The organism is Streptomyces actuosus (assembly GCF_016921115.1).
Classification (GTDB): domain Bacteria; phylum Actinomycetota; class Actinomycetes; order Streptomycetales; family Streptomycetaceae; genus Streptomyces; species Streptomyces actuosus_A.
The window spans coordinates 108127-130743 of sequence record NZ_JAFFZS010000009.1; the positions used below are offsets into that span (position 1 = coordinate 108127).

At 71.9% G+C, this 22617-nt stretch carries 21 protein-coding genes; 13 read left to right on the plus strand and 8 right to left on the minus strand.

All coding sequences use genetic code 11. From position 1 onward, the window contains the following. Position 1 precedes the first annotated feature (1 nt). The gene (locus JS756_RS14275) at positions 2–694 is read left to right on the plus strand and encodes a class I SAM-dependent methyltransferase (protein ID WP_205383462.1); all 693 of its coding nucleotides are present in this window, start codon (positions 2–4) and stop codon (positions 692–694) included. A gap of 37 nt (positions 695–731) precedes the next feature. Next, on the plus strand, positions 732–1277 hold the full coding sequence (locus JS756_RS14280) for an HAD domain-containing protein (protein ID WP_205383463.1): 546 nt from the start codon (positions 732–734) through the stop codon (positions 1275–1277). 201 nt (positions 1278–1478) lie between these two features. Here the strand turns inward: JS756_RS14280 and JS756_RS36765 are convergent, their stop codons facing one another. Further along, positions 1479–1715: a hypothetical protein gene (locus tag JS756_RS36765; RefSeq protein WP_240203739.1), complete on the minus strand. Its 237-nt coding sequence runs from the start codon at positions 1713–1715 to the stop codon at positions 1479–1481. An 8-nt stretch (positions 1716–1723) separates the two neighbouring features. Between JS756_RS36765 and JS756_RS36770 the strand changes: the two genes are divergently transcribed. Then, complete coding sequence (locus JS756_RS36770) at positions 1724–2227, plus strand: site-specific integrase (RefSeq protein WP_307790631.1); 504 nt, start codon at positions 1724–1726, stop codon at positions 2225–2227. A gap of 108 nt (positions 2228–2335) precedes the next feature. Here the strand turns inward: JS756_RS36770 and ychF are convergent, their stop codons facing one another. Then, entirely contained in the window at positions 2336–3424 is a 1089-nt protein-coding gene (gene ychF, locus JS756_RS14290) for a redox-regulated ATPase YchF (RefSeq protein WP_205383464.1), read from the minus strand. A 475-nt stretch (positions 3425–3899) separates the two neighbouring features. On the opposite strand from ychF, the gene JS756_RS37805 reads away from it, so the two are divergent. Beyond that, positions 3900–4301, plus strand: a complete 402-nt coding sequence (locus JS756_RS37805; RefSeq protein ID WP_307790654.1) for a DUF6542 domain-containing protein — start codon at positions 3900–3902, stop codon at positions 4299–4301. A 448-nt stretch (positions 4302–4749) separates the two neighbouring features. Here the strand turns inward: JS756_RS37805 and ppgK are convergent, their stop codons facing one another. Then, positions 4750–5493 (minus strand): polyphosphate--glucose phosphotransferase, encoded by a 744-nt coding sequence (ppgK, locus tag JS756_RS14300; RefSeq protein WP_205383466.1) that lies wholly within the window; start codon positions 5491–5493, stop codon positions 4750–4752. Positions 5494–5522: 29 nt separating this feature from the next. Further along, positions 5523–6539 (minus strand): 4-hydroxy-3-methylbut-2-enyl diphosphate reductase, encoded by a 1017-nt coding sequence (locus tag JS756_RS14305; protein ID WP_205383467.1) that lies wholly within the window; start codon positions 6537–6539, stop codon positions 5523–5525. A 224-nt stretch (positions 6540–6763) separates the two neighbouring features. Between JS756_RS14305 and xseA the strand changes: the two genes are divergently transcribed. Continuing rightward, positions 6764–7984: an exodeoxyribonuclease VII large subunit gene (gene xseA / locus JS756_RS14310; RefSeq protein WP_205383468.1), complete on the plus strand. Its 1221-nt coding sequence runs from the start codon at positions 6764–6766 to the stop codon at positions 7982–7984. 24 nt (positions 7985–8008) lie between these two features. Next, entirely contained in the window at positions 8009–8254 is a 246-nt protein-coding gene (locus JS756_RS14315) for an exodeoxyribonuclease VII small subunit (protein ID WP_205383469.1), read from the plus strand. A gap of 217 nt (positions 8255–8471) precedes the next feature. Here the strand turns inward: JS756_RS14315 and JS756_RS14320 are convergent, their stop codons facing one another. Continuing rightward, positions 8472–8999: a DUF4245 domain-containing protein gene (locus JS756_RS14320; RefSeq protein WP_205383470.1), complete on the minus strand. Its 528-nt coding sequence runs from the start codon at positions 8997–8999 to the stop codon at positions 8472–8474. A 126-nt stretch (positions 9000–9125) separates the two neighbouring features. Here JS756_RS14320 and glpX point away from each other — a divergent pair, with 126 nt between their 5' ends. After that, positions 9126–10160 carry a class II fructose-bisphosphatase gene (gene glpX / locus JS756_RS14325; protein WP_205383471.1) on the plus strand — a complete coding sequence of 345 codons (1035 nt, stop codon included), beginning with the start codon at positions 9126–9128 and terminating at the stop codon, positions 10158–10160. Positions 10161–10610: 450 nt separating this feature from the next. On the opposite strand, the gene JS756_RS14330 is transcribed toward glpX, so the two are convergent. Together JS756_RS14330 and JS756_RS14335 are read right to left on the minus strand one after the other, a co-directional pair. Further along, positions 10611–10988 carry a WhiB family transcriptional regulator gene (locus JS756_RS14330; RefSeq protein ID WP_205383472.1) on the minus strand — a complete coding sequence of 126 codons (378 nt, stop codon included), beginning with the start codon at positions 10986–10988 and terminating at the stop codon, positions 10611–10613. A 112-nt stretch (positions 10989–11100) separates the two neighbouring features. Then, entirely contained in the window at positions 11101–11775 is a 675-nt protein-coding gene (locus tag JS756_RS14335) for a DUF1707 SHOCT-like domain-containing protein (protein ID WP_205383473.1), read from the minus strand. A gap of 236 nt (positions 11776–12011) precedes the next feature. Here JS756_RS14335 and JS756_RS14340 point away from each other — a divergent pair, with 236 nt between their 5' ends. The 4 genes from JS756_RS14340 to JS756_RS14355 all read left to right on the plus strand — a co-directional run bounded on the left by JS756_RS14340 (position 12012) and on the right by JS756_RS14355 (position 18641). Next, on the plus strand, positions 12012–13733 hold the full coding sequence (locus JS756_RS14340) for a fumarate hydratase (RefSeq protein ID WP_205383474.1): 1722 nt from the start codon (positions 12012–12014) through the stop codon (positions 13731–13733). A gap of 273 nt (positions 13734–14006) precedes the next feature. Further along, positions 14007–15404, plus strand: a complete 1398-nt coding sequence (locus JS756_RS14345) for a class II fumarate hydratase (RefSeq protein WP_205383475.1) — start codon at positions 14007–14009, stop codon at positions 15402–15404. An 83-nt stretch (positions 15405–15487) separates the two neighbouring features. Next, positions 15488–16198: a cytidylyl-2-hydroxypropylphosphonate hydrolase gene (gene fomD, locus JS756_RS14350; protein WP_205383476.1), complete on the plus strand. Its 711-nt coding sequence runs from the start codon at positions 15488–15490 to the stop codon at positions 16196–16198. 283 nt (positions 16199–16481) lie between these two features. Next, positions 16482–18641, plus strand: coding sequence for an ATP-binding SpoIIE family protein phosphatase (locus JS756_RS14355; RefSeq protein WP_205383477.1), 2160 nt, complete (start codon positions 16482–16484; stop codon positions 18639–18641). A gap of 278 nt (positions 18642–18919) precedes the next feature. On the opposite strand, the gene JS756_RS14360 is transcribed toward JS756_RS14355, so the two are convergent. Continuing rightward, complete coding sequence (locus tag JS756_RS14360; RefSeq protein ID WP_205383478.1) at positions 18920–21217, minus strand: transglycosylase domain-containing protein; 2298 nt, start codon at positions 21215–21217, stop codon at positions 18920–18922. Between the two features lie 237 nt (positions 21218–21454). Here JS756_RS14360 and JS756_RS14365 point away from each other — a divergent pair, with 237 nt between their 5' ends. Then, complete coding sequence (locus JS756_RS14365) at positions 21455–22375, plus strand: SPFH domain-containing protein (RefSeq protein WP_438817315.1); 921 nt, start codon at positions 21455–21457, stop codon at positions 22373–22375. Then, a complete protein-coding gene (locus JS756_RS14370) occupies positions 22372–22611 on the plus strand; it encodes a type II toxin-antitoxin system antitoxin (protein WP_205383480.1) in 240 nt (79 codons plus the stop codon). The genes JS756_RS14365 and JS756_RS14370 overlap by 4 nt, the downstream gene beginning before the upstream one ends. The last annotated feature ends 6 nt before the right edge of the window (positions 22612–22617 follow it).

Here is a 22617-nt window from a genome sequence, read left to right on the forward strand (position 1 = left end):
CGTGCTCGCCCAGGCATCCCCCTGGCACGCCCACGCCGCCCAGCGCACCAACGCCGGACTCGCCGAACCCCTGTCCGTACCCGCCCGGATGGAGTGGACCACGAGACCCGGCCAAGGTCCCGGCGCCGACGTCCTCGGGCCTGACCTGCGCGGCAAGCGACTCCTGGAACTCGGCTGCGGCCCCGGCCACAACACCGCCCACCTCGCCACCCGACACGGCGCCCACGTCACCGGCGTCGACCTGGTCGGCCTGCAGGTCCGCCGCGCCCGCTCCCACTACGGACGGCTGAACAACCTCACCTTCGTCGCCGGCCACGCACTGCACTACCTACACGCCACCGACGAGCAGTTCGACGCGATCTACTCCGTCTTCGGAGCCATCGGCCTGGTCGCCCCCGAGCTCCTGCTCCCGGCCATCGCCCAACGCCTCACGCCCGGACGAGTGCTGGCCTTCTCCGTCCCCCACCCACAGCGCGGCGGCCGAAGCCCCTCTGGCGACGACCGGCCCCGCCGCGACCACGTCACCCTGCCCGACCGCACCCGGCTCCCCATCGCCCGATGGGAGTTCGATACCGACCGTTGGGAGAGGCACCTCAGCCGGGCGGGCTTCTGGCTCACCTCAGCCCAGGAGTTCCACGACCCCCGCATGGGCCACTGGCCCACCACCCTGCTGATCCGCGCCCGCAGGCTCTGACCAGCCATTCGCCGGCCAGCTTCCCTTGGAGGAACCGATGCGCCCGCCCTACCTGCTCCTCGACATCGACGGCGTCCTCATACCCTTCCCCAACGCGGACGGCTCGACCCCGGCCACCCACGCCCGCCACGACGTCGTCCCCACCGGCCGGAGCGCCGACAACCCGGTCACCGTCTGGCTCCACCCCGACCACGGCCGTCTGCTCATGGACGTGATCCGCACTGGCCTGGTCGCCCCGATCTGGTGCACCAGCTGGCGCCAGGACGCCACCACCCTCATCGGCCCGCTCCTCGGCCTTCCAACCCTGCCGTACGTCGATCTCCCGCGTCCGCGGATCACCACCAGCCACCCCAACGGCTACCTGTGGAAGCGCGACCACGTCGACGCCTGGCTGGGCGACACCCCCGCCGTCTGGATCGACGACGACTTCACCAGCCTCGACCATGAATGGGCGGCGGAGCGCACTGCCAAGGGAGCGCCAACTCTCCTCGTTCAGCCCGACCCAAATCATGGGCTGCAGCCCGGGCACCTGACCGAGCTCACGACGTGGGTCTCGCAGTTACCCGCAGCCCGCGCCGCCTGACGACTGGTACGGGGGACACTGGCCTCGGACATGCCGCATGGCCCGCGAGGAGAGTTCATGACGCACAGGGGGCGACCTTGAGTTCATCTGCTCACAGGGGACCCGGCCTGGGAGAAGCGGGCACTCGGCGCGATCAAGCCCGGCGACGTACAGAGCTGGGTCACCAGTCTGACCACCACGCACGGGCTGGCCGCCAGCACCTCACGGACGGTCTTCAACACGGTCAACGCCGTCTTCCGGGCGGCCGTTCGTGACCGGATGATCCCCCACAACCCCTGCGCCGAGGCGAAACTGCCCTCGGTACCACGGAAGAAAATCGTGCCCCTGGCCGTCGAGCAGGTGCGGACACTGTCCGAGGAGATACCCGCCCGATACAAGGGCCTCGTGCTGCTCGGCGCAGCCACCGGGCTTCGCCCCGGCGAGCTGTTCGGTCTCCACTCCGGCACGTGGACCTGCTGTACGCCACCGTCTCGGTCGAGCAGCAGATCCAGCAGACCGCCAAGCACGGCGTGTACGTCTGCCCGCCCAAGACAGCTCGCTCGCACCGCACGGTCCCACTCCCCCGCATGGCGGTGGATGCGATGAAGGCCCACCTGCGGGACTTCCCCGCCGATGGGCCCGAGAGCTGGATCTTCACGGCGCCGCAGGGCGGGCCCGTGGTCTACACGCACTTCATGGACGGGTCCTGGCGGCCCGCCTGCGCGAAGGCCGGCATAGCGAAGGGCGCCGGACCCCACGCCCTCCGGCACCACTACGCCAGCCTGCTGATCAAGCACGGCGAATCCGTGAAAACGGTCTCCGAGCGCCTCGGCCACACCAACGCGGCCATGACGCTGAACATCTACACCCACCTGTGGCCCGACTCCGAGGAGCGGACCCGGGCCGCCGTCGACAAGGCGTACGCGGACCAGTCCGCCGAGGCTCAGCCACAGGTCGACGAAGCGGCGTAACCGCTCCCCCGCGTGCCGGACTCATCCAGCACGCTGCGGACTCTGTGCGGACCGCAAAGGCCGCCCAACCCGCTCCGCCGCAGGTCAGACGGCCTTTCGCCGGACGTATTAGACGTTGAAGCGGAACTCCACCACGTCCCCGTCCTGCATGAGGTAGTCCTTGCCCTCCATGCGGGCCTTGCCCTTGGCGCGGGCCTCGGCGACCGAGCCGGTCTCGACGAGGTCGCCGAAGGAGATGACCTCGGCCTTGATGAAGCCCTTCTGGAAGTCGGTGTGGATCACACCGGCGGCCTCGGGGGCGGTGGCGCCCTTCTTGATGGTCCAGGCGCGGGACTCCTTGGGGCCGGCCGTCAGGTAGGTCTGCAGGCCGAGGGTGTTGAATCCGACGCGGGCGAGCGTGGCGAGGCCGGGCTCGTCCTGGCCGACGGACTGGAGGAGCTCCAGCGCCTCGTCCTCCTCCAGCTCGGCGAGGTCCGCCTCCAGCTTGGCGTTGAGGAAGATCGCCTCGGCGGGGGCGACCAGGGCGCGCTGCTCGTCCTTGAAGGCGTCGTCGGTCAGCTCGTCCTCGTCGACGTTGAAGACGTAGAGGAACGGCTTGGTGGTGAGCAGGTGCAGGTCGTGCAGGGGTTCGGCGCGCTCGCTGCCCTGGACGATGCCGTGCCCGAAGAGGGTGTCGCCCTTCTCCAGGATCTCCTTGGCCTCCTCGACGGCCTTGACCTTGGCTGCCAGGTCCTTCTTGATCCGCGACTCCTTCTGGAGGCGGGGCAGCACCTTCTCGATGGTCTGGAGGTCCGCGAGGATCAGCTCGGTGTTGATCGTCTCGATGTCGTTCTTGGGCGAGACCTTGCCGTCGACGTGGACGACGTTCTCGTCCTTGAAGGCGCGGATGACCTGGCAGATCGCGTCGGACTCGCGGATGTTCGCGAGGAACTTGTTGCCCAGGCCCTCACCCTCGGACGCGCCGCGCACGATACCGGCGATGTCGACGAAGTCGACCGTGGCCGGGAGGATGCGCTCCGAACCGAAGATCCCGGCGAGCTTCGCCAGACGGGCGTCGGGGACGCCGACCACGCCGACGTTGGGCTCGATCGTGGCGAACGGGTAGTTGGCCGCCAGCACGTCGTTCTTGGTCAGGGCGTTGAACAGGGTCGACTTGCCGACATTCGGCAGACCGACGATTCCGATCGTGAGCGACACGTTGCGACTTCCCGTACGTGAGGGTGGAGGGCGGGCTCCCGGGCGGGGCCGATCCACCAGTCTAAGGGGTGCCCGGCACGGTCGGGATGGACCTCTCGAACGCTTGGCCAAGCTCTGTCCAACGGCGTGTCCGAGCCGTGATTCGGCACATAAACCGACCTAAGTTGGTCCAATGGAGCAGCACAGGACGCGTCCCCCCCAGTCCGGACCGCGCCGCGGCATGTCCGCGCCCCTGCCGCCTCAGTCGGACCGCGGCACGCACGAGGGCCGCCCGGCGCGCTCCGCTGCGCCCCGGACAGGGCGGAAGGCCCGCGCGGCGGGACCGGACGGCCGTCCCCCGGCGCAGGGCACGGCCGGTGTCCGGCGTCCTGCCGGGGCCGACCGGCCGGGGCCCCCGGCCGAGGGCCAGGCGCCGCGCCGCCCCGCTGCCGCGGGCCGGGGGCCCGCCTCGCCGATCGTGCGGGCCGTGGCGCGGATGCCCGACCCGCGGCTGACCGGACTCGGCGGCGGCCTGTTCTGCGCGGCCGTGATGGTGGCGCTGGGGTTCCTCGACCAGTTGCTGTTCGGGACGTCGTCGGCGCTGTACGGCGTGCTGTTCCTGCCGGTGTGCGCGTTGACGGCGCTGTGGGTGCGCAGGAGCGATCTGCTGCGGGCACCGGTGATGGTGCCGATCGCCTTCACCGCGGGGCTGCTTCCGGTGGCCGCCGGGGGCGAGGGGGTCGTGGGCCGGCTGGTGGGCCTGGTCGCCGCGCTCGCCACGCAGGCCGGCTGGCTGTACGGCGGGACGCTCGTCGCCGGTCTGGTCGCGATCGTGCGCCGGATGAGGCAGGTCCGGCAGCGGCGCCGGACGGCACCGGCGCAGCGCCCGGCCACCTGAAGCGTCGGCACCGCCGTCGCCCCGACCGTCCGCCCCGTCGGTTCGGGTGCTGTGCCCGGCGATCTGCCCAGACGGTTGCGGTGCCGCGCGAGGCGGTCAGGCCCCGCGGCACCGGTGCCGCAGGAGGTCGGACCCGTCGGCGCCGGTGCCGAGCCCGATGATCGGGCCTGGCGACACCGGTGCCGTGTCCGACCGTCCGGCGGGCCGTCCCGGCTCTGCGTCCGGGCCCCTGCTCCGACGGCACCGGGCTGTGCCCGGCCGTCGTCGCCGGCGGCGCCGACCGGGCCGCCGATCCGCCGCCGGATGCCCTGCGGCGCCGCCGTTGAACCGGTCCTCGGGCCGGGCGCTCGGGCCCGACGGACTGCGGCCCTCCTGCCCCACGGTCCCGCCGTCCGGCCCGAGGTCCCGTCGCCCGGCCTCGCCGCCCCGCTGCCCGGGCCCGCCGCCCCTAGTGCTCCGCCGCGTGCATCGCCGCGCCCACGATGCCCGCGTTGTTCTGGAGCTGCGCCGGGACGATCTCGGCCCTGATGTCCTTGATGTGGTGGAGGAACTTGTGGGCCTTGCGGCTGACGCCGCCGCCGATGATGAACAGCTCCGGGGAGAAGAGCATCTCGACGTGCGCGAGGTACTTCTGCACGCGGTGGGCCCAGTGTTCCCAGGACAGCTCGTGGTCCTCCTTGGCCTTGCTGGAGGCGCGCTTCTCCGCGTCGTGGCCGTGCAGCTCCAGGTGGCCCAGCTCGGTGTTGGGCACCAGCTCGCCGTCGATGAAGACGGCGCTGCCGATGCCGGTGCCGAAGGTCAGCAGGATGACCGTGCCGTCGCGGTCCTTGCCGGCGCCGAAGTGCATCTCGGCGACGCCCGCCGCGTCGGCGTCGTTGACGACCGTCACCGGCAGACCGCCCAGCCGCTCCCGGAACAGGGCGCGGGCGTCGGTGTCGATCCAGCCCTTGTCGACGTTGGCCGCGGTGCGGATCGTCGATCCGCCCGTGACGACGCCGGGGAAGGTCAGGCCGACAGGCCCGGTCCAGCCGAAGTGGTCGACGACCTCCCGGACGCCGTCGGCGACCCCGTCGGGTGTCGCCGGGTGGGGGGTGAGCACCTTGTGGCGCTCCTGGGCCAGGTCGCCCCTGTCCAGGTCGACAGGAGCGCCCTTGATGCCGGATCCGCCGATGTCCACGCCGAAGATCTGCATGGCTCCACGTTACGACGTGCGACGGACGGTCACGCCCCGGCCGGACCGGCTCCGCCCCGTTCGGCGACCAGGGTGGCGGCCTCCTCGCGCAGGTCCCGGCGCAGCTCCTTGGGCAGGGAGAAGGTGATGGACTCCTCGGCCGCCTTCACGATCTCCACGTCCTCGAAGCCGCGCTCGGCGAGCCACTCCAGCACCTGCTCGACGAGCACCTCGGGCACGGAGGCCCCGGAGGTGACGCCCACGGTCGTCACGCCCTCCAGCCAGGCCTCGTCGATCTCGTCGGCGAAGTCCACGAGGTGGGCCGCGCGGGCGCCGGCCAGCTTGGCGACCTCGACGAGCCGCTTGGAGTTGGAGGAGTTGCGGGAGCCGACGACGACGACCAGCTCGGCCTCGGCACCCATCTGCTTCACGGCGAGCTGCCGGTTCTGCGTGGCGTAGCAGATGTCGTCGCTGGGCGGGGAGACGAGCTGCGGGAACTTCTCCTTCAGCGCGTCCACCGTCTCCATGGTCTCGTCGACCGAGAGCGTGGTCTGGGACAGCCACACGACCTTGGACGTGTCGCGGACCTCGACCCCGGCGACGTCCTCGGGACCGTCGACGAGCTGGATGTGGTCGGGGGCCTCGCCGGAGGTGCCGATGACCTCCTCGTGGCCCTCGTGGCCGATCAGGAGGATGTCGTAGTCGTCGTCGGCGTACCGGATGGCTTCCTTGTGGACCTTGGTGACCAGCGGGCAGGTGGCGTCGATGGTGGCGAGCCGGCCGCGGCGGGCCTCCTCGTGGACGACGGGAGCGACGCCGTGCGCGGAGAACATCACGATGTTGCCCGGGGGCACCTCCTCCGTCCGCTCGACGAAGACGGCGCCCTTCTTCTCCAGGGTCTGCACGACGTACTTGTTGTGCACGATCTCGTGCCGGACGTAGACCGGGGCCCCGTACTGCTCCAGGGCCTTCTCGACGGCGATCACGGCGCGGTCCACACCCGCGCAGTAGCCCCGGGGGGCGGCGAGCAGGACACGGCGGCCAGGCGAAGCAGTCATGCCCCCCATCGTAAGGCCGCGTTCGGGGGCCCGGAGATCGCGCGCCGGGCGGCGCCGCGTTCGGCGCGCCGGCGGGGCAGGCGACGGCCGCGTGCCCGCACCGCGGAAGCGGGGTGCGGGGCTGTCTCCGGGGCGGGGCGAGCGGACAACGGGACGGCGGCGCTCCGGGGTGCGGCCGGGCCGGTCGGTCGCCGTGCGGTGCGTTGTCGGCGCGGCCCGTTACGCTCGCGGGCATGGCTGTCAACACGTCCGCGGACACTCCGCTCCCCGTCGGGGAGGTCTCGCGGCTCATCGGCGGATGGATCGACCGGCTGGGCGCGGTGTGGGTCGAGGGACAGATCACGCAGCTGTCGCGGCGGCCGGGCGCGGGGGTCGTGTTCCTGACGCTGCGGGATCCGTCCTACGACATCTCGGTCGGGGTCACCTGCTACCGGCAGGTGTTCGACGCCGTCGCGGACGTCGTCGGCGAGGGCGCCCGGGTCGTCGTCCACGCGAAGCCGGAGTGGTACGCCCCGCGCGGGCAGCTGTCGCTGCGGGCCGCCGAGATCCGGCCGGTGGGGGTCGGCGAGCTGCTGGCGCGCCTGGAGCAGCTGAAGAAGACACTGGCCGCGGAGGGGCTGTTCGCGCCGGAGCGCAAGAAGCCGCTGCCGTTCCTGCCGCAGCTGATCGGGCTGGTGTGCGGGCGGGCCTCGGCGGCCGAGCGGGACGTGCTGGAGAACGCGCGGCACCGCTGGCCCCACGTCCGCTTCGAGGTGCGCAACGTGGCCGTGCAGGGCGTGCACGCGGTGCCGCAGGTGGTGCAGGCCGTCAAGGAGCTGGACGAGATCCCCGAGGTCGACGTCATCGTCGTCGCGCGTGGCGGCGGCAGCGTGGAGGACCTGCTGCCGTTCTCCGACGAGCAGCTGGTCCGGGCGGTCGCCGCCTGCCGGACGCCGGTGGTGTCCGCGATCGGCCACGAGCCGGACAACCCGCTCCTCGACCACGTCGCCGATCTGCGGGCCTCGACGCCGACCGACGCGGCCAAGAAGGTCGTGCCGGACGTCGGTGAGGAGCTGGCGCGGGTGCGGATGCTGCGCGACCGGGCGCGGCGGTGCGTGGAGGGGTTCGTGGAGCGGGAGGAGCGCGGACTCGCCCACGCGCTGGCCCGGCCGGCGCTCCAGGATCCGCACCGCATGATCGACGAGCGGGCGGAGCAGGTGGCGTCCCTGACCGACCGCTCCCGGCGCTGTCTCGGACATCTGCTGGACCGCGCCGACTCGGAGCTGACGCACACGCACGCGCGCGTGGTGGCGCTGTCCCCCGCGGCGACGCTCCAGCGCGGGTACGCGGTGCTGCAGCGGGCGGACGGGCACGTGGTGCGGGCTCCGGGCGAGGTCGCGCCGGACGAGGCGCTGCGCGCGCGGGTCGCCGAGGGTGAGTTCACGGTCCGGGCCGACGGCCCGGCCGGACGTTGACGAATCGATGCATGGGTTGGGTGGATGACCGGCAAGGTGGACGAGGCGCTCGGGTACGAGCAGGCGCGCGACGAGCTGATCGAGGTGGTGCGGCGCCTGGAGGCGGGCGGTACGACGCTGGAGGAGTCGCTCGCGCTGTGGGAGCGCGGGGAGGAACTGGCGCGGGTGTGCCGGCGCTGGCTGGAGGGCGCGCGGGCGCGGCTCGATGCGGCGCTGGCCCGGGAGGAGGACGCGGCACGCGGCGAGGACGAGCCGGAGAAGGCCGGGTAGCACCAAGAACATCCCAGGTCAGGCGAGGTGTGACGACCCCCAGGGGCCTGGCGCCACCGGGGCACGGCGGCGGCACGAGGGGCACGGCGGCGAGGGCGCGGACGTCACGATGCGCGGGCATACCGCCGTCACGACATCGCCGTGCCACGGGGCACGGCGTCATCGCGTCGCCGGGGGACGGCGCCTCGCCGCCCGGGCACCCGGGCCGAGGTCGGCGTCACGCCGTCTTCAGCGCCGCGGCCATCTTCGTCAGCTGGCCGAACGAGGCCGTGCCCGTGACCACCGTCGTCGAGCCGTCGCCGTCGTCCTTCAGCACCAGGGCGTCGTACCGGCCGCCGGTGTAGCGGATCCAGGTACGGCCGGCGATCTCCTGGGTGACCTCGGTCTCCTCGGCGCCCTGGCTCGCGGTGTCGATGAACTCCGAGCGCTTCTTGGTGGACTGCTCGACCGCCACGTACTCCCCATCGGGTGCCTGGAAACCGAGGTGCCAGGCGTCGGAGTCGCTCCCCTTGAAGCGGACCGAGGTCGCCTTCCAGCTCTGCGGCAGGCCGTCAGGGGCGGCCACCGGGTAGGAGGCGGCGCGGCGCGCCGTGAGCAGTTCGACGCGGTAGTCGACCCGCTTGATGTCCGGTGCGTGATCGTCGTGCGGGATGAAGAGGTAGACCACCGCCGCCGCGATCATGATGAGGCCCAGGGAGAGGACCATGTCCCGGACCGTCTTCTGCTTGCCGTTCGAACCTGCCACGCCCCTATCGTCGCAGGTGCCCGGTGCGCTCATCCGTGGGGTCCCCTGCTCATTTTGTCGGACTGACGATAGAGTCATGGCCATTACCCTCATCCGGCCGTCGTCGTATCAGAAAGGTGCGCTCCGATGACCGAACATCACCATTTGCCGTCAGAGCTGGACGTCCCCTCCGAGGCCCCCGACCGCAACCTCGCCATGGAGCTCGTCCGGGTGACCGAAGCCGCGGCGATGGCTGCCGGCCGCTGGGTCGGACGAGGCGACAAGAACGGCGCCGACGGTGCCGCGGTGCGCGCCATGCGGACCCTCGTCCACACCGTGTCGATGAACGGCGTCGTCGTCATCGGCGAGGGGGAGAAGGACGAAGCGCCGATGCTCTTCAACGGGGAGCGGATCGGCGACGGCACCGGCCCCGAGTGCGACATCGCCGTCGACCCGATCGACGGCACCACGCTGACAGCCAAGGGCATGCCCAACGCGATCGCGGTCCTGGCCGCGACCGAGCGCGGGTCGATGTTCGACCCGTCGGCCGTCTTCTACATGGACAAGCTGGTCACCGGCCCCGAGGCCGCGGACTTCGTCGACATCGACGCGCCCGTCGCCGTCAACATCCGGCGCATCGCGAAGGCCAAGCGGTCCACGCCCGAGGACGTCACCGTCGTGATCCTCGACCGGCCGCGCCACGAGGACCTGATCAAGGAGGTCCGGGACGCGGGCGCCCGGATCAAGCTGATCTCCGACGGCGACGTCGCCGGCTCCATCTACGCGCTGCGCGAGGGCACGGGCGTCGACCTGCTGCTCGGCATCGGCGGCACCCCCGAGGGCATCATCTCTGCCTGCGCGGTCAAGTGCCTCGGCGGCACGATCCAGGGCAAGCTGTGGCCCAAGGACGACGAGGAGCGGCAGCGGGCGATCGACGCCGGGCACGACCTGGACCGGGTGCTGACCACCGACGACCTGGTCTCCGGCGACAACGTCTTCTTCGCGGCGACCGGCATCACCGACGGTGAGCTGCTGCGCGGGGTGCGGTACCGGTCCGAGACGGCGCTGACGTCGTCCATCGTGATGCGGTCGAGGTCGGGCACGGTACGGCGGATCGACTCCGAGCACCGGCTGAGCAAGCTGCGGGCGTACAGCGCGATCGACTTCGACCGGGCGAAGTGACGCCCGGAGGAGACATCTGACGCTGTGAGGGTGCGGATCGCCGGCGGTTGCCCGAACGCCGGCGGTCCGGACCTCGCCGCCACGGGGCCGTCCGTCGCAGGTGACACCCCTTTCCGGGGCCGTCTGTCGCCGGGCCGCCCGCCACGGGGGCCGTTCGTCGCCGGGGAACACCCTCGGTCGGCGGCTCTCCCCGCCGGATCGCCGGCCCCTGCGGGCTGCCGACCGCCGTCGGGCGGCAGCCCGGCACGGATCGCGCCTCCGCCACGGCACACCCCTGCGGGACCGCACCCCATCCGCGGGCCCCGTCCTGCGCCGATGCGTCGGCCGCCACGAGTGCCCCGTGGCGGAGCGCGCGGCTGCGAGCGCCCCCCCCTTGCGGCGCCGTCCCTCCGGCGTCGCACCGGCGGCGCCCCCGGTGCGGAGGGGGCGCCCCGGGGCCGGGGAAGGGAATCAGCCAGCGGCGGCTATCCGGCCTGCGGTACGGGCCGTCTTCTTCAGCTCCATCTCGCGCCGGCGGCGCCGGGCCAGGACCACGCGGCGTTCCGCCGCCGTCAGCCCGCCCCAGACGCCGTACGGCTCGGGCTGGAGCAGGGCGTGCTCCCGGCACTCCACCATGACCGGGCAGCGGGCGCAGACCCGCTTGGCAGCCTCCTCCCGGGACAGGCGAGCCGCGGTGGGCTCCTTGGAAGGTGCGAAGAACAGGCCCGCCTCGTCGCGCCGGCATACGGCCTCGGTGTGCCAAGGGGCGTCTTGGTCCCTGTCGCGCGCTGGCACCCGCTGGGCCGGAACGGCGGCTACCTGCAGGGACGAATGCGGCGGTTGCAGCACGGTCTACTCCTGACGACGGCTTCGCGAGCGAGCGACGATGCACCAAGGCCTACCCGCTGTACGCGCGCCTATGCACAGAGTTCCGAACCGGCATACCCACGCTTCACAACCGTCAACGGTCCAGGTGTTTGCGCAGCTTCCTGTCGACCTTGGCCTGCACCCGGTCCAGGATGTCCGCGACACGCCTGCCCCGCCGGGGCCGCGCCTCGACATTGCCCAGCACGGCCCACCCGTCGACGTACACCACGGGCGCGTCGGGTTCGCCGGAGTCGAGCGCGTCCACCTCGAAGTTGCCGAGGACGCCACCGCCGGTGCCGTGCAGCGAGACGTTCTCCGGGACGCGGATCTCGACGTCGCCGAAGACCGAGACCGCCTTGATCATGACCTGCTGGTACTCGAAGAGCGCCTCGCTGAGGTCGATCTCGACACTGCCGAAGACCGCGTACGCGTGGATGCGGCGCCCCGCCCGCCAGCGGCCCTTGCGGGAGGCGGAACTGAAGACGGCGACCACGTTGTCGTCGGGATCGACCGGGACCGCGCCCGCGGCCGGACGACCGGGGGTGGCACGGGCCGGGCCGGGCCGGTGCGCGGCGGGCAGGTCCCGGACGAAGACCTCCAACTCGCCGACGGTCTTGGCGGCGAGCACGCCCTCGACGCGATCGGCGTGCTCCTCCGCCGTCAGGCGGCCCTCGGCGAGAGCCTCGCGCAGGATGTCGGCGATGCGGTCGCGGTCGGCATCGGAGGCGCGGAGTTCGTCAACCGGCGCGGTCTGCTTCTGAAGGTCCACGGAAGCAGCGTAGCGAAACACGATAGATCGCGACAGTCCCCCGACCGGGGGATCCGGGCGGGGTCCGCCGGGCCTCCCCCCGCCACCACCGGCACCGGGCCTCGCCTCCGGGGCACTGAGCCTCACCTCACAGGCTCCGCGTCCGCCGCAGGTTCTACGCTGGAGGACGCTGCCGATGGAGGCCAGCCGCAGGCGAGTGCGCCTCGAAGATGCTGCCGAGTTGAGGAATGGGCGAGATGCCGCATAGTTCCCCCCCTGCCCGCCCCGCCGCCCCCGGGTTCGAGTACACCGAGCTGCTCCCCCAGGGCGAGGACACCACTCCCTACCGGCTGGTGACCGCCGAGGGCGTGTCCACCGTCGAGGGACCGGACGGCCGCACGTTCCTCAAGGTGGAGCCGGAGGCGCTGCGCAAGCTGGCCGAGGAGGCCGTCCACGACATCCAGCACTACCTGCGCCCCGCGCACCTGGCGCAGCTGCGCCGCATCGTCGACGACCCGGAGGCGAGCGCGAACGACAAGTTCGTCGCCCTGGACCTGCTGAAGAACGCGAACATCGCGGCGGCGGGCGTGCTGCCGATGTGCCAGGACACCGGCACCGCGATCGTCATGGGCAAGCGCGGGCAGAACGTCCTCACCGAGGGCGCCGACGACGAGCACCTCGCGCACGGCATCTTCGACGCCTACACCCGGCTCAACCTGCGCTACTCGCAGATGGCGCCGCTGACCATGTGGGAGGAGAGGAACACCGGCTCCAACCTCCCCGCGCAGATCGAGCTGTACGCCACCGACGGCGGCGCGTACAAGTTCCTGTTCATGGCGAAGGGCGGCGGCTCGGCCAACAAGAGCTTCCTCTACCAGGAGACGAAGGCCGTCCTGAACGAGGCCTCCATGATGAGGTTCCTGGAGGAGAAGATCCGGTCCCTGGGCACGGCCGCCTGCCCGCCGTACCACCTGGCGATCGTGGTCGGCGGCACCTCCGCCGAGTACGCGCTGAAGACCGCGAAGTACGCCTCGGCGCACTACCTGGACAACATGCCGACCGAGGGCTCGCCGCTCGGGCACGGCTTCCGGGACAAGGAGCTGGAGGAGAAGGTCTTCGAGCTCACGCAGAAGATCGGCATCGGCGCGCAGTTCGGCGGCAAGTACTTCTGCCACGACGTCCGCGTGGTCCGCCTGCCGCGGCACGGCGCGTCCTGCCCGGTCGCGATCGCGGTGTCGTGTTCCGCCGACCGCCAGGCACTGGCCAAGATCACGCCGGAGGGCGTCTTCCTGGAGCAGTTGGAGAAGGATCCGGCCCGCTTCCTGCCGGACACGACGGACGAGCACCTCCAGGCCGACGGCGACGTCGTCCGCATCGACCTCAACCAGCCGATGGACACGATCCTCGCCGAGCTGACCAAGTACCCGGTCAAGACGCGCCTGTCGCTGACCGGCCCGCTCGTCGTCGCCCGCGACATCGCGCACGCGAAGATCAAGGAGCGGCTGGACGCGGGCGAGGAGATGCCGCAGTACCTCAAGGACCACCCCGTCTACTACGCCGGGCCGGCCAAGACGCCCGAGGGGTACGCGTCCGGCTCGTTCGGCCCGACGACGGCCGGGCGCATGGACTCCTACGTCGAGCAGTTCCAGGCGGCGGGCGGCTCCAAGGTGATGCTGGCCAAGGGCAACCGCAGCAAGCAGGTCACCGACGCGTGCGGCACGCACGGCGGCTTCTACCTCGGCTCCATCGGCGGGCCCGCGGCCCGCCTGGCCCAGGACTGCATCAAGAAGGTCGAGGTGCTCGAGTACGAGGAACTCGGCATGGAGGCCGTCTGGAAGATCGAGGTCGAGGACTTCCCCGCCTTCGTCGTCGTCGACGACAAGGGCAACGACTTCTTCCAGGACCCGGCCCCCCAGCCGACGTTCACCTCGATCCCGGTCCGCGGCCCCGGCCTCGGCCGACCCCGTCACGGCACGTGACACGGAGCCCCCGGCGCGAGCCGGGGGCTCCGCGCGTCGGCCCCGCGTTCCCGCGACGGCTCGGGGCCGGGACCGGCTTGTCGGCGTCGGCTTCGGCCGTCGAGGCGACGGGCACGGCCGCGTCACACCTGCCCTCCTCAAGGTCTGCCCGCTCCCCGGCGGCTCGGAGAAGCGCACCGGTGGCCCGGACATCACCGCCTCCGGCCGTGCGGCGAGTTCGCGGGGGAACACGCGCCGGATCCCGGATGCTGTGACACACGGAGGTGATCGGCAGTGGCCGACGAGGAGCAGAGGTTTCGCATCGAGCAGGACTCCATGGGCGACGTCCGGGTGCCGGCCGAGGCGAAGTGGAGGGCCCAGACGCAGCGGGCGGTGGAGAACTTCCCGGTGTCCGGGCAGCGGATCGAGCGCGCGCACATCGAGGCGCTGGCGCGGATCAAGGGGGCCGCGGCCGGGGTCAACGCGCGGCTCGGCGTGATCGGCGAGGACGTCGCCGAGGCGATCCGGGAGGCGGCCGACGAGGTCGCCCGGGGGCGATGGGACGAGCACTTCCCCGTCGACGTGTTCCAGACGGGGTCGGGGACCTCGTCCAACATGAACGCCAACGAGGTGATCGCGACGCTCGCGAGCGAGCGCCTCGGGCGGGACGTGCACCCCAACGACCACGTCAACGCCTCGCAGTCCTCCAACGACGTCTTCCCGTCGTCCATCCACATCGCCGCCACCTCGGCCGTGCTGCGGGACCTGATCCCGGCGCTCGACCACCTGGCCGGTTCCCTGAGCCGCAAGGCCGAGGAGTTCGCGGACGTGGTCAAGTCGGGGCGGACGCACCTGATGGACGCCACGCCGGTCACGCTCGGGCAGGAGTTCGCCGGGTACGCGGCGCAGATCCGCCACGGGGTGGAACGGCTGAACGCCTCGCTGCCCCGGCTGGCCGAACTGCCGCTGGGCGGCACGGCGGTCGGCACCGGGATCAACACGCCGCCCGGTTTCTCCGCCGCCGTCATCGAAGAGGTGGCGCGGGCCACGGGACTGCCGCTGACCGAGGCGCGGGACCACTTCGAGGCGCAGGGCGCCCGGGACGGGATCGTGGAGACGAGCGGGCAGCTGCGGACGATCGCCGTCTCCCTCACCAAGATCGCCAATGATCTGCGGTGGATGTCGTCCGGCCCGCGCACCGGCCTCGCCGAGATCTCCCTGCCCGACCTCCAGCCCGGCTCCTCGATCATGCCCGGCAAGGTCAACCCGGTCGTGCCCGAGGCGGTTCTGATGGTTGCCGCGCAGGTCGTCGGCAACGACGCGGCGGTGGCCACCGCCGGCGCCGCGGGCAACTTCGAGCTGAACGTGATGCTGCCGGTCATCGCGAAGAACGTGCTGGAGTCGATCAGGCTGCTGGCGAACGCCTCGCGGTTGCTGGCCGACCGCACGGTCGACGGGATCACCGCCCACCGGGAACGCGCCCGCGAGTACGCCGAGTCGTCGCCGTCCGTGGTGACGCCGCTCAACCGGTACATCGGGTACGAGGAGGCCGCCAAGGTCGCCAAGCGGGCGCTGGCGGAGCGGAAGACCATCCGGCAGGCGGTGATCGAGGCCGGCTACGTCGAGCGCGGCGACCTGACGGCCGAGGAACTGGACGAGGCGCTGGATGTCCTGCGGATGACGCGCCCGTGACATCGGGCGGCGCGCGTCGCACCGGGGTGTGAACCGTGATGCGCGCCGCAGCGTCGTACACCCGTGACGCCTAATATCTGTGCATGGCGGACGGTGATGCGGTGACGGCCGATGCGGGCAAGGGCGGTGCGGGCAAGGGCGGTGCGACGGGGTTCTGGGCTCCCGGGAGCCGGATCCTGTGGCGGTACCGCGAGAACGCCGGTGCGCGCTTCCACATCGCGCGGCCGGTCACCGTCGTCCGCGACGACCCGGAGGTCCTCGCCGTCTGGATGGCGCCCGGCACCGAGTGCGTCAGGCCGGTGCTCGCCGACGGCACCCCGGTGCATCTGGAGCCGCTCGCCTCGCGCTACACCAGGCCGCGGACCGTGCAGCGCGACCGCTGGTTCGGCACCGGGGTGCTGAAACTGGCCAGGCCCGGCGAGCCGTGGTCGGTGTGGCTGTTCTGGGAGCCGGGCTGGCGTTTCAAGAACTGGTACGTGAATCTGGAGGAACCGCTGGCGCGTTGGGCGGGCGGTGTCGACTCCGAGGACCATTTTCTGGACATCTCGGTGCACCCCGACCGCAGTTGGCACTGGCGTGACGAGGACGAGTTCGCGCAGGCGCAGCTGGACGGGCTGGTCGGTGTCGAGTTGGCCGAGCGGGTCGGGCAGGCCGGGCAGCGGGCCGTGGAGGCGATCCGCGCCTGGGGCTCGCCGTTCTCGGACGGCTGGGAGCGCTGGCGGCCGGATCCGTCCTGGACGGTTCCGCCGCTGCCGGAGGACTGGGACCGTACGCCCGCGCGCATGTCCTCATGAGACCCTTGATGCGCCCCCGGGCGTGAAACGTAGGATCGTCCTCCGCAAGGGCGCACAGCAGCAACTCCCGGCGCATGCGCCGAGTCTGACCTAACGTCACCGAGGGGCGGCAGGACGTGAGCGAGGGGTACGAGGGCACCACCGGCCGGTACGAGCGCGGCCGGCCCACCGGTGACACGGGAACACCCCCTGTTCACGCCGGAATCCCGTTCCCCGGGCACGGATTGCGGGTATCGGCACTTCGGCGGGACGAACTGCACACGCGGCGCGCAGTCGCTGACGGATGGATTCGACACGCGTGACGGAGCACCCCACCTCCTACGAGCGTCCCCAGCCGGGCGTCGACCCCGCGGATCCCCGCGGGGCGCTTCTGCGTACCTCCACACCCGCGCACCCTCCGGGCACGGCGGCACTGCCGGCGCAGGCCCGGGGCGGCGACCACCAGCCGGGCGCGGCGGCCCCCTGCGCGCAGGGCCCGGGGTCCGACGGCGGCACCGGCCCCGAGCACTCCCAGCCGACGGCCGCCGAGGCGATGGGGGCGCCTCCCGCGCGGGCGAAGCCGAGCGAGGGCGACCACCGCCCGCGTCCCGCGCCCGAGGGGATTCCCGCGCAGCCGGACGCCGCCCAGGCGCGCCCCCCGGGCGGCGCCGTGCCCGCGGGGCAGGAGCGGCGCACCGGGCAGGGCCCGGCTCCGGGGCAGCCGACGCCGATGCGGAGGGACGGGGACCGGCTGCGGTTCGTGGGCGCCGCGACCCGGCGGATCGCCCGGGGGCTGGACCTCGACGAGATCGTGATGGGCCTGTGCCGGGCGACCGTGCCGACGTTCTCCGACGCCATCCTCGTCTACCTGCGCGATCCGCTGCCGGTCGGCGACGAGCGGCCCACCGGCCCGCTGGTGCTGCGGCTGCGCCGTACCGACCGGATACCGGTGGACCGGGACACCGACGCCGGTTTCGCGCCGCTGCCGCAGCCGGCGGGGCAGCCCGAGCCGTGGGAGCTGGCGGAGCTGTCCTCGGTGGCCGCGGAGCTGTGCGAGGTGCGCGGCGGCGGAGCGCTGGCCGAGGTGCTGCGCGGGGTGCGCCCGGTCTTCGCGGACGCCCCGGCGGCCCGCGCCGCCCTGCCCGAGCTGCTGGGCGCGGGCGGTGACCTGGTCGTGCCCAGCGGGCAGCGGGCGATCCTCGCGCCGCTGCGCGGCCGGCGCCGGGTGATCGGCGCCGCGGTGTTCCTGCGCCGTCCCGAGCGCATCGCCTTCGAGGCCGACGACCTGCTGGTCGCCGCCCAGTTGGCCACGCACAGCGCGCTGGGCATAGACAAGGCCGTGCTGTACGACCGCGAGGCGTACATCGCCGACGAGCTCCAGCGCACGATGCTGCCGGAGACGCTGCCCCGACCGACCGGGGTGCGGCTGGCCTCCCGCTATCTGCCGGCCGCGGAGACCGCGCGGGTCGGCGGGGACTGGTACGACGCCATTCCGCTGCCCGGCAGCCGGGTCGCGCTGGTCGTCGGCGACGTCATGGGGCATTCCATGACGTCGGCGGCGATCATGGGTCAGCTGCGGACGACGGCGCAGACCCTCGCCGGACTGGACCTGCCGCCCCAGGAGGTGCTGCACCACCTGGACGAGCAGGCGCAGCGGCTCGGCACCGACCGGATGGCGACCTGTCTGTACGCGGTGTACGACCCGGTGGCGCACCGCATCACCATCGCCAACGCCGGCCATCCGCCGCCGGTCCTGCTGCACCTGGGCGGCCGGGCCGAGGTGCTGCGGGTGCCGCCGGGCGCGCCGATCGGCGTCGGCGGTGTGGACTTCGAGGCCGTGGAGCTGGACGCGCCCGCCGGGGCGACGCTGCTGCTGTACACCGACGGGCTGGTCGAGTCGCGGTTGCGGGACGTGTGGACCGGGATAGAGCAGCTGCGCGAGAAGCTGGCCGCGACGGCGCAGTTGACGGGGCCGGACCATCCGCCGCCCCTGGAGGCCCTGTGCGACGAGGTGCTGGACATGCTCGGGCCGGGTGACCGGGACGACGACATCGCGCTGCTCGCCGCCCGCTTCGACGGGATCGCGCCCAGCGATGTGGCGTACTGGTTCCTGGAGCCGGAGGACGCCGCGCCCGGCAAGGCGCGCCGGCTGGCGCGGCGGGCGCTGGCCCGCTGGGGGCTGGAGGACCTGACCGACTCGGTGGAGCTGCTGGTCAGTGAGGTCGTCACGAATGCCGTGCGGTACGCCTCCCGGCCGGTCACGCTGCGCCTGCTGCGTACCGATGTGCTGCGCTGCGAGGTGGGCGACGACGTGCCGCAACTGCCGCGGCTGCGGCAGGCACGCGCCACGGACGAGGGCGGGCGCGGGCTGTACCTGGTGAACCGGCTGGCCCGGCGGTGGGGCGCGACGCGGCTGAGCACCGGGAAGGTGGTCTGGTTCGAGCTGAACCGGTCGCTGCACTGACGCCACAACAGGCGATGCTCGCCCCGTCGCGGCGCCCGGCACGCTCCCCCACCGCCCCGAGGGCGCGGGCGGTGCCCCCACCCACCGCACCGGCCGGAAGCCCGAGTACGCCCAGTACGAGGACTTCCGGCCGGCACGCCGGGAGCACGCACCGGACGCAGCTCCTCGACGGGCGAACGTTGCCTGCCGCGGCACCAGCGCCCGCGGCCGTACGTGCGAGGAGGGCGCCCCGTGTTCACGGGGCGCCCTCCTCGTGCCGTCACTGCCCTGGGGGGACCCTAGGGGTTCTGGTCGCGGATCTGCGGGTCGACCGGGGTGTCCGGGGTCTGGCTCGTGCTCTGTGACGGCGGCGGCGAGGACGAGGGCGGTGTCTCGCTGGGTGTCTCCGTGGGCGCCTCGGTGGTCGGCGTCTCGGTCGGCGTCTGCGTGGTCGGCGTCTCGGTGGGTTCCTCGGTCGTCGGGGACTCCGAGGGCTCCTCGGACTCCGTCGGCGACTCGGACGGCGTCTGGCTCACCGGCGGCTCGACCGCCGCGCCCTGGTCGGTCTCCAGGTCGAACTCGGTGACCTCGGTCTGCACGTCGAACATGTACTCGGCCCAGATCTTGGCCGGGACGTCACCGCCGTTGATGCGGGGCTTGCCGAGGACGTGGTGGAGGGAGACATGGCCGTGCGGGGGCTTGGGGTCCTCGCCGAACACGCCGACCGTGGTGACCAGGCTGGGTGTGTAGCCGTTGAACCAGGCGGTGACGTTGTTCTCGGCGGTGCCCGTCTTGCCCGCGACCTTCTGGCCGTCGCGGTCGGGGTTGTTGCGCACCGACACGCGGGCCGTACCGTCGTCGACCACTCCGGTGAGCACGGAGGTGACCGCGTCGGCGGCGTCGCGGCTGATGACCTGGTCACCGACCGCGTCGGGCAGGCTCACGGCACGGCCGTTGGACTCGACGGACTTGATCAGGGTCGGGGTGACCTTCTTGCCGTGGTTGTCGAGGGTGGCGTAGACGCCGGCCATCTGCAGCGGGCTGGCCCCCATGGTGCCGAGCGTCTGCGCGGGCACCGCCTGCAGCTTCTCGGTGTCCATGCCGAGCTTGCCACCGACGTCCAGCACCTTGCTCATGCCCACGTCGACGCCCAACTGCGCGAAGACGGAGTTGACGGACTGGTTCATGGCCGTCTGGACGGTGATGTCCCCGTAGTTCGTGTCGTCCTCGTTCTCGGGGGCGAAGCCGACCTTCCGGCCGTTGTCGACCACGGGCCGCCGGCTCTTGCCGTCGTAGACGGTGTTCGCGGCGATCTGCTCGCCGTCCTGGGTCTCGGCGCCCTCCTCCAGGGCGGCGGCGAGGACCACCGGCTTGAAGGTGGAAGCAGGCTGGTAGTCGGTGCGGGTGGCGTTGTTCGTGTAGTGGTCGAAGTAGCTCACTCCGCCGTACATCGCGACGACCGCCCCGGTGCGGGGATCGACCGACACCGCGCCGGCCTGGGCCTTGGTGTCGTCGGGGTCCTTCTTGTCGACCTCGTCCGTCAGCTGGTCCTTGACCGCCTTCTCCAGGGACGACTGCTTCTTCTTGTCGATGTTGAGGGTGATGGTCCAGCCGCCGCGCTTGATCAGCGCCAGAGCGTCCTTGGTGGTCTCCGCTCCGCCCTGCGCGACCAGTTGCCGGGCGAGTTCGGCGTTGGCCGCCTCCACCAGGTAGCCCTTCTGGCCGCCCAGGCCGGGCGTGGGCTTGGGGTCCTTGGGCACCGGGAACTTCATGGCGGCGCGCTCGCCCTGGTCCAGCCAGCCCTCCTCGACCATGTTGTTCAGGACGTAGTCCCAGCGCTTCTGGACCAGTTCCTTGCCGGTCGCGGAGGCGATGGCCCAGTCGTACTGGTTCGGTGCCTGGAGGAGCGCGGCGAGGTAGGCGCCCTGCTCGACGGTGAGCTTGTCGGCGTCGACGCGGTAGTAGGCCTGCGCGGCGGCCTGGATGCCGTAGGCGCCGCGGCCGTAGTAACTGGTGTTGATGTAGCCGGCGAGGATGTAGTCCTTCGACTTCTCCCGGTCCAGCTTCAGCGAGATCACCAGCTCCTTCAGCTTGCGGGAGACGGTCTGCTCCTGGCTGAGGTAGTAGTTCTTGACGTACTGCTGGGTGATCGTCGAACCGCCCTGGGCGCCCTTGCCGGAGAGGGTGTTGACCAGACCGCGGGCGGTGCCCTTCAGGTCGACGCCGGAGTCCTTGTAGAACGTCTTGTTCTCGGCGGCGACGAAGGTCATCTGGACCTTCTTGGGCACGTGGGCGAGGTCGACGATCTCGCGGTTGCGCTCGCCGTCGCGGGTCATGACCGAGCCGTCGGCGTACTTGTAGACGTTGCTCTGCAGTTGGGCGTCGGCGTTCCCCTCGGGGATGTCGATCATCATGTAGAGCACGATGAAGCCGCCGATCCCGAGCAGGCACAGGCCCAGGAACGTGCCGAGGATCTTCTTCCAGGTGAACAGCCGGCGTATGCCGCTCTTGCCGCCCGCCTGTGACGAGCGGCGGCGCCCGGTTGCCGCGCGGCGGCCACCGCGCTGCCGCGCTCGTCTCTCATCCGCTCGTCCCATGGTTCGGTTCGCTCCGCTTCGTCGTCGTCCGTCACAGGAGGGGTGCCGGGTGCAGGTCAGCTCAGAAAGCTAACACCGCTGTATGTGACAAAGGCCGTCCGATGCGGTCGTTACGGACGTGACAATGAGCACCCCTGCCACAGAGAACCGACGTGCGAACGGGGTCGAAAGTTGCCTCCGGCGGAAAAAGTGCTATCACTTAGTTAGAAGCACGTAAGCATGAAACGGGGGGATCCCATGACCAAGAACGCCGACGTACCCGAGATGCCCGCACCACGCGTACGGGAGTTCGCGGCGCACAGCATCGGCGGCGGACTGGCCCTGCTCCTGGGCCTGCTCGGTCTGCTGGCCGCGGTGGCGTCGTTCGTCGCCTCCTCGGCCGTGACCGCCGCCGGCGGCAAGGCCGGCCTCGTCGTGGGCGGCATCCTGCTGCTCCTGGCCGCGATCATCGCGATGCGCGGGCTGAACATGGTGGCGCCGGGCGAGGCGCGGGTCGTGCAGCTCTTCGGCCGCTACCGGGGCACGATCCGCCAGGACGGCCTGCGCTGGGTGAACCCCTTCACCTCGCGCCAGAAGATCTCCACCCGGGTGCGCAACCACGAGACCGCCGTCCTGAAGGTCAATGACGCCTACGGCAACCCCATCGAGCTGGCCGCGGTGGTGGTGTGGAAGGTGAACGACACCGCCCAGGCGACCTTCGAGGTGGACAACTACCTGGAGTTCGTCAGCACGCAGACCGAGGCGGCCGTGCGCCACATCGCCATCGAGTACCCCTACGACGCGCACGAGGAGGAGGGCCTGTCGCTGCGCGGCAACGCCGAGGAGATCACCGAGAAGCTCGCCGTGGAGCTCCACGCGCGCGTGGAGGCGGCCGGCGTGCAGATCATCGAGTCGCGGTTCACGCACCTCGCGTACGCGCCGGAGATCGCCTCCGCGATGCTCCAGCGCCAGCAGGCCGGGGCGGTCGTCGCGGCGCGCCGGCAGATCGTGGACGGCGCCGTCGGCATGGTCGAGGCGGCGCTCGCCCGGATAGCCGAGCAGGACATCGTGGAACTGGACGAGGAGCGGAAGGCGGCCATGGTGTCGAACCTGATGGTGGTGCTGTGCGGGGACCGCGCCCCGCAGCCGGTGCTCAACACGGGGACCCTCTACCAGTGACCTCGGAGTCCGAGGGGGCGACCCCGCGCCGTCGGCCGCAGCAGCGCAAGCAGGTGCTGCTGCGGCTCGACCCGCTGGTGTACGAGGCACTCGCCCGGTGGGCCGGGGACGAGTTGCGCTCGGCCAACGCCCAGATCGAGTTCGTACTGCGCAAGGCGCTGGCGGAGGCCGGACGGCTGCCGCGGGACACCGGACCCCTGCCGCGGCGGGGGCGTCCGCCTGTTTCGGAACCGTGACAATCG